The sequence below is a fragment of the Treponema sp. B152 genome, from assembly GCF_024181665.1.
GTDB lineage: Bacteria > Spirochaetota > Spirochaetia > Treponematales > Treponemataceae > Treponema_B > Treponema_B denticola.
In genome coordinates, this window is sequence record NZ_CP058668.1 from 527100 (window position 1) to 545343 (window position 18244).

Annotated in this window: 13 protein-coding genes and 2 pseudogenes; 10 read left to right on the forward strand and 5 right to left on the reverse strand. The window is 38.3% G+C overall.

What is annotated here, in order from left to right:
- The first annotated feature begins 16 nt into the window (after nucleotides 1–16).
- Nucleotides 17–2083: a flagellar assembly lytic transglycosylase gene (locus HYB91_RS02375; RefSeq protein ID WP_002675719.1), complete on the forward strand. Its 2067-nt coding sequence runs from the start codon at nucleotides 17–19 to the stop codon at nucleotides 2081–2083.
- A gap of 20 nt (nucleotides 2084–2103) precedes the next feature.
- Here the strand turns inward: HYB91_RS02375 and HYB91_RS02380 are convergent.
- Nucleotides 2104–3156 (reverse strand): annotated as a pseudogene (locus HYB91_RS02380) (HDOD domain-containing protein); the annotation flags it as partial.
- Between the two features lie 105 nt (nucleotides 3157–3261).
- Between HYB91_RS02380 and HYB91_RS02385 the strand changes: the two are divergent.
- Nucleotides 3262–4338 (forward strand): IS30-like element ISTde2 family transposase, encoded by a 1077-nt coding sequence (locus HYB91_RS02385; RefSeq protein ID WP_253719447.1) that lies wholly within the window; start codon nucleotides 3262–3264, stop codon nucleotides 4336–4338.
- A gap of 46 nt (nucleotides 4339–4384) precedes the next feature.
- On the opposite strand, the pseudogene HYB91_RS02390 reads toward HYB91_RS02385, so the two are convergent.
- Together HYB91_RS02390 and HYB91_RS02395 are read right to left on the reverse strand one after the other, a co-directional pair.
- Nucleotides 4385–4828: pseudogene (locus HYB91_RS02390) on the reverse strand (hypothetical protein); the annotation flags it as partial.
- 304 nt (nucleotides 4829–5132) lie between these two features.
- Nucleotides 5133–5888, reverse strand: a complete 756-nt coding sequence (locus HYB91_RS02395; RefSeq protein WP_002675715.1) for an SIR2 family NAD-dependent protein deacylase — start codon at nucleotides 5886–5888, stop codon at nucleotides 5133–5135.
- Nucleotides 5889–5980: 92 nt separating this feature from the next.
- Here HYB91_RS02395 and HYB91_RS02400 point away from each other — a divergent pair, with 92 nt between their 5' ends.
- Entirely contained in the window at nucleotides 5981–6673 is a 693-nt protein-coding gene (locus HYB91_RS02400) for a PrsW family intramembrane metalloprotease (RefSeq protein ID WP_002675714.1), read from the forward strand.
- Between the two features lie 12 nt (nucleotides 6674–6685).
- Here HYB91_RS02400 and truA read toward each other — a convergent pair whose 3' ends face one another.
- The gene (gene truA, locus HYB91_RS02405; protein WP_002675713.1) at nucleotides 6686–7492 is read right to left on the reverse strand and encodes a tRNA pseudouridine(38-40) synthase TruA; all 807 of its coding nucleotides are present in this window, start codon (nucleotides 7490–7492) and stop codon (nucleotides 6686–6688) included.
- Nucleotides 7492–8367, reverse strand: a complete 876-nt coding sequence (locus tag HYB91_RS02410; RefSeq protein WP_002675712.1) for a DUF2225 domain-containing protein — start codon at nucleotides 8365–8367, stop codon at nucleotides 7492–7494. The genes truA and HYB91_RS02410 overlap by 1 nt, the downstream gene beginning before the upstream one ends.
- Nucleotides 8368–8609: 242 nt before the next feature.
- Here HYB91_RS02410 and HYB91_RS02415 point away from each other — a divergent pair, with 242 nt between their 5' ends.
- The 7 genes from HYB91_RS02415 to HYB91_RS02445 all read left to right on the forward strand — a co-directional run bounded on the left by HYB91_RS02415 (nucleotide 8610) and on the right by HYB91_RS02445 (nucleotide 18187).
- Nucleotides 8610–9638, forward strand: a complete 1029-nt coding sequence (locus HYB91_RS02415) for a hypothetical protein (RefSeq protein ID WP_002675711.1) — start codon at nucleotides 8610–8612, stop codon at nucleotides 9636–9638.
- On the forward strand, nucleotides 9553–10137 hold the full coding sequence (gene rdgB / locus HYB91_RS02420) for an RdgB/HAM1 family non-canonical purine NTP pyrophosphatase (protein WP_044909949.1): 585 nt from the start codon (nucleotides 9553–9555) through the stop codon (nucleotides 10135–10137). The genes HYB91_RS02415 and rdgB overlap by 86 nt, the downstream gene beginning before the upstream one ends.
- A gap of 101 nt (nucleotides 10138–10238) precedes the next feature.
- Nucleotides 10239–12338, forward strand: coding sequence for a methyl-accepting chemotaxis protein (locus tag HYB91_RS02425; RefSeq protein ID WP_253719602.1), 2100 nt, complete (start codon nucleotides 10239–10241; stop codon nucleotides 12336–12338).
- A 176-nt stretch (nucleotides 12339–12514) separates the two neighbouring features.
- Entirely contained in the window at nucleotides 12515–14305 is a 1791-nt protein-coding gene (locus HYB91_RS02430) for an ABC transporter ATP-binding protein (RefSeq protein WP_002675708.1), read from the forward strand.
- A gap of 51 nt (nucleotides 14306–14356) precedes the next feature.
- A complete protein-coding gene (locus HYB91_RS02435) occupies nucleotides 14357–15271 on the forward strand; it encodes an alpha/beta hydrolase fold domain-containing protein (protein WP_002675707.1) in 915 nt (304 codons plus the stop codon).
- Entirely contained in the window at nucleotides 15271–16521 is a 1251-nt protein-coding gene (locus HYB91_RS02440; RefSeq protein WP_002675705.1) for a peptidase U32 family protein, read from the forward strand. Before HYB91_RS02435 ends, HYB91_RS02440 begins: the two co-directional genes overlap by 1 nt.
- 64 nt (nucleotides 16522–16585) lie before the next feature.
- Complete coding sequence (locus HYB91_RS02445; protein WP_002675703.1) at nucleotides 16586–18187, forward strand: 5'-nucleotidase C-terminal domain-containing protein; 1602 nt, start codon at nucleotides 16586–16588, stop codon at nucleotides 18185–18187.
- The last annotated feature ends 57 nt before the right edge of the window (nucleotides 18188–18244 follow it).

Genomic DNA, 18244 nt, shown 5'->3' on the forward strand with positions numbered 1-18244 from the left:
TTTAATATGGTTCTTTTTGTGCGTTTGTCTTTGCAGCGTTTCCTGTGCGGGCTCTTACGATAAAACGGGAGAAGCCCGCCTGATTGAGGACCTTTATTCGGAAAATTTTTACCGTTTTTTAAAACCTCAAGCTTTGGAATTGAAGAAGCTGTATAATACCGATCCTTCATCCTTGTACTATATAGGTCTTGCCCTCCAAAAGGCGAAGGTGGGGGCTTCGGATAAAAAAATCTATGATGCATCGGCTAGGGCTTATTTTGAGTACGCAGTAAAAAATGCTCCCATGCCCTATAAAAAACTGGCCGATGATGCTCTTTATTCTCTTTTATCCAATGAAGAAAAACTTAATCGGCTTGAAGAAAAACTTGCTTTACCCGAAGCTATTCAATTAGACAATAAATTAGACAATCAAACAATAAGATCCGAAATCCAAAGGCTGCTATTTTTATCGGGAAATTTTACAAGAATGGATCAGTCTTTGCCCGAGTACCTTAACACACAAAAATTTGATGCGGAAATTATTGAAGGCCTAAAAAATATCGAAAAAAAGCAGAATGAATTAAAAGACTGCGGAGACGATTTTTTTAATATTTTAAAAGCAAGAAAGCTAAACTTTGAATCTCGGTTTGAAGATGCGTGGATTATTTTTAAAAGTTTAATGGAAGCCGGGGATAATCCATGCTTTGAACATAGAATTGTTCTCTCTGATGCGGGAAAGGCTGCCTTATCAGGCTCCTCCGACAATGCTTCGGATGCCCTCCTTTTTGAAAATCGGCTTGATTTTTATGAAAAAAAATCCGCAAAAAATTCCGACTACATTGTTCAAAAATACATGTATGCTTTTTATGCTGCCCGCCTGCGTCTAAAGATGGGCGGAAAGGAAAATACCGAAAAGGCTCTTTTACTTTTTAAAAAGGCAAAAACCTATCCGCCTCAATCCTACGATTATGATGTTGCCCTTTGGTACATCCTCGATATAGAAAAAAGCAGATCGTTTAAGGTATTTTTTGATGAGCTTTGCCTGTCTGTTCCCTCATGGAAGAATCCTTCGGTTTATGAAGAACTGACAGCTCATGCCTGTATGAAGCTGGTTCTTTCCCGGGATTGGAAAGGACTTGAAAAACTTCAAAAAGCCGTTCAAAAAACAAATCTTCTGACGGCACGAGCCCGTCTTGCTTATATTCTTGCACGTTCTAAAAAATCATCGGATGCAGAGTCTCAAAAGCTTTACCGTGAAGCTTATGAAAAAGATCATAATTCCTTTTATTACAGGCTTATGGCTGCTTATCAGCTTGGGCTTCCTATTTCCTCTTCTCCATACGGGAAAAATTATAAAAGAAAAGGCAGCAGCGGCTTTTCGGATGAAGAGACTGTTCAGATTTTAAAAGGTTTTGTAAAATATAAACTTTATTCCCAAGTGTACAATAAAATTACCGTTTTATATCCTCAGATCAGTACGGAAGAAGCCGCTTTTTTTTCGCAAGCTTTATCGGAAAACGGCTATTATGCCGACTCCATGAGAATTATGACCTTTGCGGTCAACTCCGAAGGTGCCGAATTTGGAGACGAACACTTAAAGTTGATTTATCCCCGGCCTTGGCTTGAGTCGGTTAAAAGATATGCGGCAGAATACAATTTACCGGAGTATCTTTTATACGCCCTGCTTAGAAGCGAAAGTTATTTTAAGCCTGAGGTTGTTTCCCATGCGGGTGCGATAGGACTTGCCCAGCTGATGAAGCCTACTGCTGCCGATATTGCCCGCCGTCTGAAGCTGGAAACTTATGACCTTAACAATCCCGATACAAATATCCGTTTCGGAGCCTTCTATCTTTCGGATATGGTAAACCGTAACGGCGGAAAAATTATGCATGCCCTTTTTTCTTATAATGCAGGTCCCAATGCAGTCAAACGCTGGGTAAGGCAGGCCGGTGATTTGCCGACCGACTTATTTTTAGAAAGCCTTGCTTATGCGGAAACAAGGGGCTACGGTAGAAATGTGCTTGCCGCCGCGATTATCTACGGGCATTTATATTACAATAAAACCTACCGCGAAATTATAAAAGAGCTTTTTCCGGATATTTAACACTGGGATTCTTGCATTTCTTACTTTGAAAAAGCAAATTCAAAGCGTTCACAGAGTTTTTTAAGTTGTTCTTCCGACTTTATTTTGAATCTTTTTAGCAAGGATTCAGGGATCTGATAGTAGTCTATTTTCCCTTGTGAGAAATTAAGCATAAAGTCTGCAAAGCAAACGCTTTCAACCAATTCTCGATGTTCTTCGGGTGCATTTTCAAAATTATCCTGATATCTTATTGTTACTACTATCGGTTCGGGGAAGTTCCACTTTTCTGCAAGGGTAGCTCCTATTTCTGCTTGAGCCATTCCGCTCATAATCATGTCCATAACCTGAGGCGGTATGTTCCTTTCAGCTTGAATTTCTGCCAGTTTTACAAGCAGCTCAGGGTACATTGAACTAAGGATAATCTTTCCAAGGTCATGGAGAAGACCGCAAATATATGCATCATCAACTATAGTGCGTTTGCCGGTAAGTTTTGCAACATTTAAGGAGAAAAAGGCCAGCCTGTAAGCATTTTCCCAAATTTCCTTTTGCTCTTTTTCCGTTGTTTCCAATATTTTGATAGTTCCCATAGAGTAAAGCAGGTTTTGTATTCCTCTCAAGCCTACGAACTTGACGGCTTCGACAATGTTCATACAGGGTTTTGAAAGACCGAAAGCTACGGAGTTTACATGTTTTAGAAGGTCTGTTGCCAATCCTATATCGCTGCTTATAAGCTGGGCAATTTTTTGCATCTTTGATTCCGGATCGTTAATAGCCCTCTGTATCTGCATAATATTTTCGGGGAATTGCGGTATTTCGTCGATATATTCTACAATAGCCTTTGTAAGAGGTACTGCCTCTTTTTTTAGCTTCAATCTTAGGGGAATAATAACACGGTTTAATGTTACTCCGTCTACAACATCAATTGTGTATGACTTTTCATCCAGACCCATTTTTTTGAGCATTAGAACCATTATTACAAGACCTAAACCGGCTCCTTCGGTATTGTCTAAAACTTGAGTAAAGGCTTCATCCAATGATGAAAATTGTCTTGCTCTGACTATTTTGTCAAAAATTCTCTTAAATTCTTGGCGGGTTGGTAAGTTGTAAAATAAATTGCCCTAAAAATAAATAAAAAAGGTTCATCTGAACCAAAAAACCATTATAATGAAATTAGGAAAAACAAAGATAATGGGGAACAGATGAACCAAAACAATGATACCATAAAAAGTAAAAAATGGAAACACCTTAGCGAAAAAGAAAGATATGCGATAGAAGCATTATTCAAAAGCGACCATAACGCAAGACAAATTGCACAGTCTTTAAATAGGGATAGAAGAACGATACAGAGGGAGATAAAAAGGGGAATGGTAATAAAAGTAACAGAAAATCCATATGTAAGCCGTAATCCAAAAGTTCCTGACTATCTTGAAAAAATAGTTTACTCGGCACGAAAAGGACAACAAAGAGCCGATAAAATGAAATTACTAAAAGGCCGTGGTTTAAAAATAGGTAAGGATAAAAAACTTTTACATTATTTGGAAACATGTATAGCGGATAATAAATTTTCTCCTGATGCTGCTATAGGACAAATAAAAGAACTAGGCTTACAGTTTCCGGTTATGATATGCACCAAAACTGTATACAATATGATAGACAGAGGGGATTTTTCTAGGCTTACAAACAAAGATTTACCTGTAAAACGCAATAAAACTAAACGAAAATATAAAAAAATAAGCAAAATTGCTAAAAACAACATAAAAGGACGCAGTATTGAACAAAGAAGTGAACAGATAAATAAAAGACAGGAAAAAGGACATTGGGAAATGGATTTGGTGGTAGGTAAAGGAAGATGCTGCTTACAAGTTATGACTGAAAGAGTTACTAGAAAAGAATTAATATTTAAAATCCCCGATAAAAAACAGGAAAGTATTAAAAAAAATATAGATATGCTTGAGATGAAATATAAAGATGAGTTTAAAGAAATATTTAAAAGCATAACCATGGATAACGGGACTGAATTTTTAGACCAAGAAGGCCTTGAAACCTCTTGTTTAAAAGAAGGAGAAAAAAGGACAACTTGTTATTATGCACATCCTTATAGTTCTTGGGAAAGAGGAAGCAATGAGAATGCTAATAAATTAATTAGACGCTTTATACCAAAAGGAGCAGATATAAGTAAATATAGTGACATACAAATAAAACAAGTAGAGAATTGGATAAATAATTATCCTAGACGGATGTTTGGCTATAAAACGGCCAATCAAATGTATACATGAATTTCATAAAAATGGTATTTTTTGGGCAATACCTCTTACAATTTATAAATTCTTGGCGGGTTAGGGCCGAGTTATTGCTTACTTCAAGGACTATATTGTCATTTTTAAGTTGAAGGGACAGTTTGATATAAAGACCTGCCTTTTTTTGAAGTTCCAGATAATGATCCATGTTTGAGATTGTATCTTCTTTAAAATCCTTCATTCCCTGTTCATAGTCTTCGGCATCGGAAATATTTAAGCCTCTTTCTTTAAAATATACTCTTTTTGTATTGGCTTTTTTTGCGTTTGTTGTGAGCTCATTTGTGTAATATACGATATAATCTGTAATATCGGTACAATGCAGCTGCCTTAAAAATTCCGATATAACATCCGTAATATAAACTTCAGTTTCTTTAGGCAAAGTATATGAAGTTATAACGATAGGAACACCCAAACGTATGGCTGTTTCAATTTTTTCCGAATCAACGATTATTCTTTTATCTTTTTCCATGAGACACATCCTAACACATAAATAAAAAAAAATAAATACCTTTTTAGTAATTTACTGTAAATCTTTTTCAATTTATTTATCGGCATTAAAACCTTAAATCTTGAATGCTTGTTTTGCACTATATATAAAAAAATCGCCCCGGGAGTATGCGGACCGGGGCGATTAAAATAGAGTATAAACCATTCACATATAAATACTTTTATGAACGCTTTACGCAGGTAATTTAGGATAATTACCCGCAATCTGTGCCTAAATGTAAGTTACCATATTCTTACTTTTTTGTCAAGTGAATTTAGATAAAAAATTAAACTTTCTTTAATCTTTTGTCTATTTCTTCGAAAGTTTCTTCCAAATCTTCAAATAAAAGGTCCGTATAGGAGTCAAATTGGGTAGGCTGATTGTTTACTATCGCTATCTTACCTCCGTTTCTTAAAGTATAAGCCGGAAGAGCTGCTGCAGGATAAACCAAAAGACTTGTACCTAAAACCAGCATAAAATCCGACTTGGAAGCTTCCGTTTCTGCCTTCATCAGGGCTTTTTGAGGAAGGGCTTCTCCAAAAAAAGTTATTGCCGGTTTTATAGGACTTCCGCATTTAGGGCACCTTGGTACTTCTCCCGTTTTAGCCGTTTTTGCGGTTTCTTCAAAGGTTTCGGTGTAAGAGCAGTTTATGCAATAGTGAACCGATGGAGAGCCGTGTACCTCAATTACATTTTTGCTTCCCGCCTTTTGATGGAGTAAATCGATGTTTTGGGTTATTACGGCTTTTAGGATGCCCCTTTTTTCAAGGTCGGCAAGGACGGTATGCACGATTGCAGGCTGCTTTTCTTCCAATCCGTAGATAAATTCTTTTGCCATCCCGTAATAAACCGAAGGATCCCGATAAAAGACGTCTATATCGAACATTTTCTCCGTGTTCGGCTGTTTATAAAGGCCGTCTTTTCCTCTAAAGTCCTTGATTCCTGCAAGGGTGCTTATTCCGGCTCCCGTGAAGGCTACGAGGTGCCTTGCTTTTGTAATTTCCGAAAAAAGTTTGTCATAATCGTTTTTTTCTTTATCCATAGTCTTAACCCCATGTAAATATTATAAGGCATTTTCCTTTCAAAATAAAGACCTTGCCGGTAAACCTCTTGAATTTAATTCTTTTTCAATGTATGCTTACAAATATGCAGATTGCAGCACTAATGTTTCTTTCTTTTGCACTTTCAATTATTTGGGCTTTTATTGTTATAAGAAAAGAAAATTTATCGGTTAAACCATTATTATATATTTTTTTGTTTTCATTTTTTGCAGTCCTTATTTCGATTTTAATGCAGACTATCGTATACTTTTTGTCTCAGGATTTTTTAAAAACTACGGGATATGCTTACGGCATTCTTTTTGACTGTTTTATTCATTCTTCCCTGCCGGAAGAAGCTGTTAAGGCACTGCTTTTTTCTATTTTTGTAAAATTGCTTTGGTCGGATAAGATGAAAAATATGGATGAGATTACTCCGGCTCAAAACAGGGCGAACATAAGGATTCTGATGCTTTTATCGGTGTTTTACGGCTTAATTTTTGCCTCTTTTGAGAATCTTGCTTATGCAATACGTTATCCGGAGGCAATCTGGCTTAGATCTTTTACTTCAAATATCTTACATGCGTGTTTGGGTGTATACTATCTTGAAATAAGTATGGTGCAAAAGACGAGGAATATTATAAAGCCTTTTCTTTTTACTTGGGGTATACACGGCCTATATAATATGTTTTTTTCCATAGGCTCTTATTTTGTAATCTTCGGAATAGTTATTGTGTTTTTTGTTATTTCTAATGCGGTAAGCAGATATGACCGCTTTAAGAGTAATTAAGTTTACTGTCTATTAAAAGGTTTCCGGCGGTGCTTTAAGCAGGTCTTCAGGATATTCTATCGACCATAAAAAAAGGCCTTGGGGCGGAGCTGTGGGGCCTGCCTTTTCCCTCATCTTTGATTCTAAGATATCTTTAAAATCTTTTTTGGAAGCTCCGATTTCGTCTAAATGCAAAAGAGTTCCCACTATTGAGCGTACCATCTTCCACAAAAAGGCATTTGCACAAATTTCAAAAATAAGATAATCGTTTTCGATAAAAAAGACTGCTTTTTTGATATAGCGGGATTTACTTATACTTTGATCTCCGGCTGCAGAAAAAGCGGTACAATCCAATTCTCCTGAAAGGCAGGAGGCCATTTCGTTTAAGGCGGCTATGTCGGGGTATCTTCTTATGTGCCAAGTATAGGGCTGCTCGTGGGCGAAGATTGTTTTGCCGCATTTGATCTTATAGCGGTAGGTTCTTGAAAGAGCATTAAAGCGTGCATGCAGGAGGGGGGACACTTCAGCTGCATCCATCACCCTTATATCCTTAGGCAGGATTGAGTTAAGTGCCGGTAAAAAATTTGAGGCCCTCATGCTTTTTATATCGCAAAAAAAGTTTACGGCTTGGCGGGCTGCGTGTACACCTGAATCCGTACGGCCTGAGCCGTTTGTTTCTATAGGATGTTTATGAATTTTGGTTAAGGCTTTTTCCAATTCTCCTTGAACCGTCCGGAAGGTTTCAGCGCCTTCCTTGGTTTGTTTTTGCCATCCGCAAAAATTCGTACCGTCATAGGAGAGGGTAAGGAGGATATTTTTTTGATTTTGGGAAATTTCCATTAATCTTCTACATCCTTTAGCTCTACCTTGAGAGTATCGTAAAGGCTTCTTGCCGCTTCCAAAATCGGGCCCGGCTTATTTTTACTTGATTTTCCTAGACCGAACATTTTTGCAAGGGCAAATTTGTGATAATCCAAGCGTTTTAAGCGCATTTCCATATCGAGCTTTTGGCCGTACTTATATTCAAGAAGGGCTGAAAGATAGATTATACCGTCATAACCGTAGTTTTTATCTACATCAGGGCCGAAAGATTTTAAGCCTGCAATTATTTCCGTTCCTGTCGATTCCAATTCAAGAGCACGGCGGTAAAGAAAGGTTGCCTTTTGATAAAAAAGGTCTGAAACATATTTATAATTTTCTTCAGGGTATTTTTTACCAAGTTCGTCAAAGAGCCATGCCGCTCTTATGGCACAGATAGCCTGTTTTATCGTGGGCGAAAATTTTTCTTCAAAAAGTTCGTAACATAAAATGGCAAGGTAATATGAGGCTGCTCCTTCATTTAAACCGCGGGATTTTGTAAAATCAACGTTATGGAAAAGACCTTTTACGGCCTCATATCTTGCTTCGGTATTTTCAAAAAGTTTTTCTATGACCGGACGGGAAGGAATGGCAAAATCTTGCGGAAAGGCTGTATAAAGACATTTGTGACAGACCGTTAAATTGTACACTGTAGGAAATATTTCTCCGTATTTTGCCGAAGGTTCATAAAGTCTGCGTAATTCATCGGTAAGATCTCCGGCAATTAAGCGTCCTCCGCCTGAGTGCAGTTCTTCTCTTTTAAATTTTGTACTGCACACGGGGCACTGTACTTGTTCCTTTGAGTAAAAAGTTATACTTCCTGTACGGGATTCCTTTTCTGCTTGTTTTCTTATCATAATTTTCTTCTCCGCTTTTGATTATCGGCATTTTTTGTGTTTTGAAGACCGATAAGCTCAGTCTTTTTATGGAAAATCTCATTTTTTTATTGATAATTTTTTAAGCTCTTATAAAAAAATTGAAAAACTCATTTTTCAAGATTATAAAAACTAAAAAATATCCAAACTAATAAGCTTTTTTCAAGCTGCTGTTTTGCACTCTTTTTGCTTCCATAAAACATATAATGTTAAAGGAGGTAAAAGTGAATTTCAGTTTAGAAAAAGGAGAGGAATTTGTCAAGGCCTACAATAACGATAAGACAAATCCGTCAAGACGACAAAAAGTTTTAATGTCTATCTTTGAGATGATTTATGTCAATTTGGAAAGTTTCGGTGTGTATTTTGCGGACGAAGATTTACGCAGTGATTTTTTACTCAAATTTTATTATAAGCTTCCTAGAGTTTTGGAAAATTATAATTCTTCACTGTCAAGTTTTTATACTTATTTAACAAATCATATTCGTTTTTATTATTTAACGTTTAAATGCAAAACCGTAAGGCACGAGATAAATGATACCGTTCTTGCCGATCAAGAAGGAGCAAGATGGGAGTATCTTATGGGGGAGTATGATTTAGAGGAAAATTTTAATTTTTATGTAGCCGAGTCTGAACCGGAATACTGCAATGTAAAAACAGGGGATTTGGGTTTGAAATATGACAAAAATTTCTCAAAAGAATCGATGCATATGAGAGAGCTTTATTTTAGTATGCCTTGCAAACATAGACGAATTTTCTTGCTTGCGTGCAAGGCTTGTTTTTTTCTTGATGATGATTTGATCGATAAAATAGCTGCCGAAATTAAAATGGATTCATGGTTTCTATGTTCTATTCTTCATGATTTAAAGGCTGCCTGTTTTAACCGTTACGAAAAAATAAATTATTGTGTCGGTAATAGAAACAGGTATTACGTAAAGGCTCAGCTTTTTAAATATCTTTTACTTCATACTTATAATACAAGAAGTCAGCTTAAAAAAATTTGTTTTTCACTAAAACATAACCGTCATTTATGGGATAAAACAAAAAAAATAAATAGAAGACAGATAAAGGCGCCAAGCAGTACCGATATAGGAAAGTATATAAATGTATATAAGGGTACAATCGACAAAAATATTGCAAAGAGTTTAAAAATTTGGTATACTCAACAGCATGAAAATATATCTGGCATCCGGAAATGTAAACAAAAAAAAGGAAGTGCAGGAGCTTCTTCCGTCTCATACGATCGTTTTGCCTAAAGATGAGGGCATAGAATTTGATCCTGAAGAAACGGGAAGTACTTTTTTTGAAAATGCTATGATAAAGGCAAAGGCTCTTTACGATATTGTAAAAGCTCCGGTTCTTGCAGATGATTCCGGTCTTTGTGTCGACTTTTTAAACGGAGCTCCCGGTATTCATTCCGCACGATACGGTTCTATTGAAGGAGAGCATGTTTCGGCTGAAGCAGGTATTAACAAGGTCCTTTCAGAATTAAAAGGCGTAAAAGACCGAAGTGCCCGTTTTGCTTGCTGCATGGTTTGCCTTTTGGAAGAAAACCGTTTTTATTCGGTGCAGGAAACATGTGAAGGTCATATAACCGAAGCTCCATCAGGTTCGGGCGGCTTCGGCTACGATCCCATATTCTTTGTAGAAAAGTTCGGCAAAACCTTTGCCGAACTTACTTCTGAACAAAAAAATTCCATTTCGCATAGGGGCAGAGCTCTTTTTTCAATTTCAAGATTTATAAAGGGGTCTTAACAGCTATTTTTTTTAATAAAGGGATATTGGATATATTGATATATTTTACATTTTTGTATATATTTAAACCAATAAAATATTGAATAGGATATAGAGGTTATATGAAAAATAAAAAGCATTTTTCAATACGAAAAAAATTATTGATTGTTTTCGGATTATTGATTATATTGGGTGGAGTTATACAGGGCTCCGTATCGTGGTATACCTTTAGAAAGACAATGATTAAAGATGTCGAAGAACGCTTAACGGATAAGGCTGCCGATATTGCTATCCTTGTGGAAAGCATAATAGATGTCGATTTTGAGTATTTAAGAGGTGTGGCTCGTATTCCCGATTTAAATGACGACAGTTTGTCGTATCCTCAAAAATCTGCACGGCTGCAGCAGGAGCTCTCCTCAGACAATGACGGTGCTTTTTTAAATATATGCGACTTAAACGGCAATACATATTATATGGACGGAAGAGTAGTTTCGGTTGCAGACAGATATTGGTATAAGACGGCTCTTGAAGGAAACTATTTTATTTCGGAGCCCTATCTTTCTCCGGATACGGGTAAGATTCATGTCGTTTTTTCTTTGCCGATTTACAACACAGACGGTGAAATTTCGGGTGTTATGTGCGCAGGGCTTCAAGGGCTTATTTTGTCGGAAGATATTAAAGATCTTGTTATAGGTAAAACAGGTTACTGCTACATGATGGGTAAAGACGGTACCATTATTGCACATAGGGACAATAAGCTTGTTTCCGGTTTTGTCAATTATCAAAAACTTGCGGAAAATGATGCCGAATTGAAATCGGTAGCGGAATTTCAGAAAAAAGCCTTGCAGGATGAAGAGCCGGGAGTAGGTTATTACACTCTTGACGGAGAAAAAAATATCGGCGCTTATGCAAAAATGGAAAAGAACGGATGGACGATCGTTATACGGGCTCCTGTAAACGAATTCTTAATTTCGCTTAATACGCTGACCCGCGCAATCATAATTTCAGTTATTATAATACTGCTTGTAACAATAATTATTGCGTTTATTATTTCTACAAAGATGGTAGGGCCCGTGAAGACTGCCATGAATGTGCTTAGGGATATTGCCCAAGGCGAAGGAGACCTAACCGTTCAGCTTCCTCTTATCGGAAACGATGAGGTTACTCAGCTGTCGGAATATTTTAACGAAACAATCGAAAAAATACGTCTTTCCATTAAATCTGTTGATTTAAATGCCGGAACAATGCAGAATATCGGTGACGAGCTTGCGGGTAATATGACGGAGACTGCAAGCGCAGTAAACCAAATAAGTGCAAACGTTGAAGGTATTAAGCAGCAAGCTATTACACAGGCCGCAAGTGTCAGCCAGACATCGGCAACCGTAGAAGAAATTATCAATACGATAAAAAAACTTGATGAGAGAATAGAACTTCAGGCATCCAGCGTTGCCCGTTCTTCTGCTTCGGTGGAAGAGATGGTTGCAAACATCGGCTCAATTACTCAAACCCTTGAGAAAAGCGACGATGCCATTAAAAATCTTGCAACGGCAACCGCCGACGGAAAAGATACAGTGTTAAGCTCGAATACGATTACACAAAAAATAGCCGAAGAATCGGGCAGCCTTTTGGAAGCTTCAAGTGTTATTCAGCACATTGCAAGCCAGACAAACCTCCTTGCGATGAATGCCGCAATTGAGGCTGCCCACGCAGGCGAAGCCGGAAAAGGTTTTGCTGTCGTAGCCGATGAAATAAGAAAACTTGCTGAGGATTCCGCTGCTCAAGGTAAGACCATTACCGCCGTATTAAAAACCTTAAGCAACGAAATTGAAGTCTTGTCGTCTTCTTCCAAAACCGTTGAAGAAAAGTTTAATACCATCTTCTCGCTTTCCGAAGAAGTAAAGACGATGAGTAATACTTTAACCGAAGCGATGAGGGAACAGGAAAACGGAAGTAAAGAAGTGCTTGCCGCTATCCGAGACATCAATGCCGTAACGGTAGAAGTAAAAGAAGGTTCCGCCGAAATGTTAAGAGGCGGCGAGCAAACTGCCGAAGAAATGCAAAAGCTGGACGGTCTTACACGGGTTATTACCGACGGAATGAACGAAATGGCTGCGGGTGTTATCGAGATAAATAATGCGGTACAGGAAGTAAACGAAATTACTCAAAAAAATAAGATAAGCATTGAAAACCTAGCGGATGAGGTTAAAAAGTTTAAGATTTAAAAGGAAGCATCTCAAATTAAAATCAAATGAAACCTCTAAAAACTGAAGTTTTTAGAGGTTTTCTATTGTAAATTTGATAAAATCTTAGAGGTCTTTGCGCACCTTGCGGTTAAATTAAACACGGCCTTTTAAAATGCCTATTTACTTTTTTTTGATTATCATATATTATCGAAAATATGCATAAAAAAAGCACCTTTTTAAAATTTGCGGCCTATTACAAGCCTTATAAATTCTTGTTTTTCTTTGATCTTTTTTGCGCTCTTATAGTTTCAGCGGTGGACTTGGTTTTTCCTCAGGTGATAAGATACTTAACGAGGGTAATCCCCAAAATAAGAAGCGGCGAGGTTTTGCTCTTTTCGGATAAGACTATTTTCAGCTTTGATGTGCAAGCCTCGGCCATTATATATCTTGGGCTTCTAATTTCGGCCATCCTGTTGGGGCTTTATATAATAAGATACTTTACCCAGTATTTTATAACCTCATGGGGGCATATAATGGGTGCCAGAATGGAAAGGGATATGAGAAATGACCTTTTTAACCACATGCAGCGTCTTTCCTTTTCATATTACGATAAAAACAAGACGGGCGATATGATTTCGCGGATTGTTTCAGACCTTTTCGATATATCGGAGCTGGCCCATCACGGCCCCGAAAACCTTTTTATTTCCTTTTTAAAAATAATAGGTTCTTTTTCACTCCTTTGTTTTATCAATGTAAGGCTTACCCTTATTTTAGCTTCGGTTACATCCCTTATGTTCATTTTTACTTTTTTTCAAAATAAAAAGATGCGTAAAATCTTTATGCTCAACCGGAAAACCATAGCCGGAATAAATTCCCAAGTGCAGGATACTCTTTCGGGGATAAGGGTGGTGCAGTCCTTTGCAAACGAAGAATTGGAAAGTAAAAAATTCGATACGGCAAATGAGGCCTTTGTTCATTCAAAATATTTAAACTACAGGCAGATGGGGCAGTTTGTCGGCATAAACGGTCTTTTGCAGGGCTTGTTTTTTATAGTAACTGTTCTAGCGGGAAGTTTTTTTGTCGCAAAGAATGAACTGACTATTCCCGATTTGACCATCTATGTTTTGTACATAAATATCTATATCGCTCCTATAAATGTACTTATTAATTTTACCGAGATGTTCCAAAAAGGAGCCGCCGGTTTTAAGCGTTTTTTACAGATTATAGAAACGGCTCCGGATATTACGGAAAAAGAAGATGCCGTCGAGTTAAAAGACGTAAAAGGAAACATAAAATACGAAAATGTCGATTTCAGTTATAATGAAACTACAACAATCTTAAAAAATATTTCCATCGATATTCCTGCAGGAAAAACCCTTGCTCTTGTAGGCCCTTCGGGAGGGGGAAAGACGACTATTTGTTCTCTTCTTCCCCGTTTTTATGATGTAGTAAACGGAAAGATAAGCATAGACGGTAAGGATATTCGGGACCTAACATTAAAGTCATTGAGAGAAAATATCGGAATTGTGCAGCAGGACGTTTATCTTTTTGGCGGGACAATAAAAGAAAATATCGCCTACGGAAAACCTGAGGCTTCCGATGAGGAAATTATTGAAGCCGCTAAAAATGCTCACATTCATGATTTTATTATGAGCTTGGAAGACGGTTATGATTCTTATGTGGGAGAGCGGGGCGTTATGCTTTCAGGCGGCCAAAAGCAAAGAATTTCCATTGCCAGAGTCTTTTTAAAAAATCCCCCGATTTTGATTTTGGATGAAGCGACTTCAGCCCTAGATACCGAAAACGAAATTTTAATTCAAAAGGCAATTGAGGAACTTTCTGAGGAAAGGACTACAATAGTTATAGCCCATCGTCTTTCTACAATAAGAAATGCCGATAGGATTTTGGTGGTTACCGATGAAGGAATTATGGAAAGCGGTACTCACGAGGAACTTTTAAGTTTAAACGGCATCTATGCAAATTTACGCAAGCTTGATGAGTTTTAATAGATACCTCAAAACTAATTAATCAAAAACTAATTAAATGGAGACATTTAGGTGCAAAACGAATTGAAGGATTTACGCGAATTAAAAAAGAAATTTAAAAAAGCCGTTCTTTCTCGAAAACATACTATAGACGAGATAAGACTTGCCTATGATGATATTCTTTATTCTCCCCATGTGCCGAACAATGTAGACTTATCCGAAACCGAATTGAGGGGGGTAGGTACGGATGTCTTAAAGCCTGAGATGGCTGTTTCCGGCAGGGTAATCCTATATGCTCATGGAGGCTCTTTTATAAGCGGTACAAAAAAAGCTTACCGCTCCTTTTGTGCGGGTCTTGCTCATGAAGCTTCTGCCGATCTATATTTACCGGAGTACAAGACGGCTCCCGAATATCCCTTTCCTGCCGCCCTTGAAGATGTTTACAAGGTCTATGCAAAACTTATAGAATCGCATACGGTTGAACCTGCAAATTTGATTCTTGCAGGAGACGGGGCAGGGGGCGGCTTAATTTTGTCTCTTATTCATTATTTAAAAAATAAGCATCTTCCGCTGCCTGCTTTGCTGATTTTATTTTCGCCTTGGGCGGATTTAAGCTGTTCAAGTGAGGGCTTAAGCGTAAACCGTAAAAAAGATTTTGTTTTTTCTCAAGAAGCTTTATTGGGAGCCGCCCAATTATACACGGAAGAAAAAAATCTTACTAACGAACTTGTTTCTCCTATTTTTGGAAACTTTGAAAACTTTCCGCCTGTTTTTATTCAATGCGGAAGTAATGAGATTCTTTTAGATGATTCGATCAGGCTTTGCGAAAAAATAGAAAAGGCCGGAGGAAGGGCCGTGCTCGATAAAATTGATGATATGCCTCATTTGTTTCAGGCTGTTCCCGATTATTTTTCCAATGCCCACCTTGCAGTTGAAGCTGTCGGGAAAAAAATAAGTGAGTTTATTTTAAGCGGAGATACAAAATAATGGAACTTCTTTCGCCTGCGGGCAATTTTGAAAAATTGGATTATGCATGGGAGTACGGAGCCGATGCAGCCTATATAGGATTAAAAAACTTTTCGCTTAGAGCTAAGGCCGATAATTTTTCGGGAGAAGAATATAAAAATATTTCCCTTTTAAAAGAAGAATACAAAAAACGCGGCTTAACAAAAAAACTTTATTGCGCAATAAATATTTCGTTTCATAATGAGGACTTAAAAAACCTTTTAGAAGAGGTAAAATATTTTAAGCAATATCCCTTCGATGCCTTTATAGTTCAAGATTTGGGAGCCGCCCGAATTTTAAAAGAAAGCTTTCCTGAGATTCCGCTTCATTTAAGTACGCAGGCAAACTGCATAAACTATGAGGCCGTAAGGGTGTACAAGGACTTAGGCTTTTCCCGCGTGGTTTTGGGAAGGGAAGCAAGCCTTGAAGATGTGCGTGAAATAAAACAAAGAGTTCCCGAAATAGAGCTTGAATGTTTTGTGCATGGGGCGATGTGTATTTCTTATTCGGGACGCTGCCTTATAAGTGCCTATCTCACCGACCGAAGCGCAAACGCAGGTGCCTGTACCCATTCTTGCCGCTGGAATTATAAGATGTATTCCGAAAAAGGCGGACACTTCTTTGTCGAAGAATCCGAACGGAAGGGCGAGTTTTTTCCCGTAGAAGAGGGCGAAAACTATACGGCCCTTTTTTCTTCAAAAGATTTGTGTATGATAGACTACCTCGACAAGATGAAAGAAGCCGGGGTCGATTCTTTAAAAATAGAAGGCCGCATGAAAAGCATTTACTATACGGCCTTAACTGCAAGGGCCTACCGTAAAAAAATAGATTTTTTAAACGGAAAAATAAGCGCCGATGAAGCGGCTCCCTTTGTAGAAGAATTGTACAATACGGCCCACAGGGAGTTTGCTACAGGCTTTTATTTTTCGAGTGCGGAAGCAAACAAGACCACAGCAGGCGAGTCAAAGTCTCCATACATGCTTGCAGGCAAAATCGGCAAAAAGCTTTCGGAAAATGAATATGAATTTATTTCGATGAATAAGATAGATTCAGGTATTCCGCTCGAATATGTAGGCCCCGATATTTGTTCTATCGAGGACTTGGATTACACCCTTCTTAAACCCGACACAAAAGAAAAAATGGATTGGGTCTGCCACGGTCATCCCTGTATCATCAAAACCGATAAACCCATAGCCGAAAAATTCTTGGTAAGGTGCAAAGAAAACTTGTAATTTTTCTTGTACTGGTGTATAATTTTATTATAAAATTATTAGAAGTTTTTATAGGAGTATGCTTATGAAGAACAGCAAATTTTTTAAAGCCGTCGGCTTTGTTGTAATCGTTCTCATCCTGAGTGCCGCCTTTACAGGATGTGAAACCGAATCCCATGATGTAAGCGGTCAGTATGCGGGAATTGAGGCAAAGGCCCCTGCAAACAGGATAGATATTCTTCTTTTTAACGACTTTCACGGAAACGTTGCAGAAGATACCCGTCCCGGAAAGGGAAAGAATGCCGGTATGGCTAAGATGATAGGCTATGTCCGCACTGCCGGAATGGAAAACCCTAACACCATTGTGGTTGCAGGAGGCGATAACTATCAGGGAACAGCCATATCCAATCTTACCTATGGAGCTCCCGTTTCGGCTATGATGAGGGCTATGGATGTAAAGGTCTGTGCCGTAGGTAACCATGAATTTGACTGGGGTTCAAACCGCATGACAAAATGGCAAAAGGACGGAAACTTTACCTTCTTGGCTGCAAACATTGTCGAAAAGAAGACGGGAAAGCCTGTGTCCTGGGCAAAACCCTATGCAATCATCAAAAAAGGAAACTACAAGATTGCCTTTATCGGTTTGGCTCACCCCGATACGGCCGTATTGACAAGCGCTGAACATGTAAGCGGTTTGGAATTTACCGATCCGGTAAAAACAGGCCAAGAATGGGTAGACTATCTATTGGCAGGAAAGGCTAAAGAAGGCAAGCCCGATGCAATTATCGCCTTAACCCATATCGATTCATTCCAAGAAGATGGAAAAATCAGCGGAAATGCAGTTAAACTTACCGAAATTAAGGGCTTGGATGCTGTTCTTTCGGCTCACAGCCATCGAACAGTTTCAGGAAATGTAAACGGTATTCCCATACTTCAAGCCTATTGTTACGGCAGGGCTGTAGGTAAACTCAGCATCACCTTCGGAAGCGAGAACAAGATTGCAAAGATTGAATCGGCGGTTGATGAAATCTACAAGCATAAAGATTCTCTTATCGAAGATGAAAAAGGCAAGGCTCTCTTTGCAAAATATGACACTGAACTGAAACCTATTATGGGTGAAGTAATCGGTGTTGCCGAGGGCGAGTTTACCCATGAAAGAAGCGAGAAGGGAAGCAATACCCTTTTGGGTGCATGGGCAGCTGAAGTTCAGCGCCAATTGGGAAAGGCCGATATAGCTATCCAAAACGGAGGAGGCTTACGCCGAACCCTTGCAGCAGGCAATATCACCGTAGGCGACCTTTATGAGATTATGCCCTTTGATAATTACCTAGTTGTTTTCGATCTTCCCGGTTCTGAGATTAAAAAGGCAATTGATCACGGTATAATGAATCCTAATATTACCGACGGTCAGTTTGCAGGTCTACGGGTAGAATATGACGGCAGAAAGCCTTTTGAAAACAGGATCACAAAGATTACGCTTATGGATGGGACACCCCTTGATATGAATAAAAAATATAGGGTTGTTGTAAACAGCTTTATGTTTACGGGAGGAGATTCCTACGATTTTAGCAAGGCAACAAATTCTGCCGAAAGCGTATCCATAAGAGATGCTCTCATTGATGCCATTAAAAAGGCTAAAACAATTAAACCCATACCTGTCGATTATATTAAAGATATAAGCAAATAACAGGATTAGATTATAAAAGCGGTGTAGAAAACTTTCTCGCCGCTTTTTATTAAAGGG

What these genes read in the sequence shown, in the direction of transcription:
- HYB91_RS02430 (WP_002675708.1), top strand. Translation starts at nt 12,515, where the DNA reads ATGCATAAAAAAAGCACCTTTTTAAAATTTGCGGCCTATTACAAGCCT.
- rdgB (WP_044909949.1), top strand. Translation starts at nt 9,553, where the DNA reads ATGAAAATATATCTGGCATCCGGAAATGTAAACAAAAAAAAGGAAGTG.
- HYB91_RS02440 (WP_002675705.1), top strand. Translation starts at nt 15,271, where the DNA reads ATGGAACTTCTTTCGCCTGCGGGCAATTTTGAAAAATTGGATTATGCA.
- HYB91_RS02385 (WP_253719447.1), top strand. Translation starts at nt 3,262, where the DNA reads ATGAACCAAAACAATGATACCATAAAAAGTAAAAAATGGAAACACCTT.
- truA (WP_002675713.1), bottom strand. Translation starts at nt 7,492, where the DNA reads ATGGAAATTTCCCAAAATCAAAAAAATATCCTCCTTACCCTCTCCTAT.
- HYB91_RS02410 (WP_002675712.1), bottom strand. Translation starts at nt 8,367, where the DNA reads ATGATAAGAAAACAAGCAGAAAAGGAATCCCGTACAGGAAGTATAACT.
- HYB91_RS02395 (WP_002675715.1), bottom strand. Translation starts at nt 5,888, where the DNA reads ATGGATAAAGAAAAAAACGATTATGACAAACTTTTTTCGGAAATTACA.
- HYB91_RS02445 (WP_002675703.1), top strand. Translation starts at nt 16,586, where the DNA reads ATGAAGAACAGCAAATTTTTTAAAGCCGTCGGCTTTGTTGTAATCGTT.
- HYB91_RS02425 (WP_253719602.1), top strand. Translation starts at nt 10,239, where the DNA reads ATGAAAAATAAAAAGCATTTTTCAATACGAAAAAAATTATTGATTGTT.
- HYB91_RS02400 (WP_002675714.1), top strand. Translation starts at nt 5,981, where the DNA reads ATGCTTACAAATATGCAGATTGCAGCACTAATGTTTCTTTCTTTTGCA.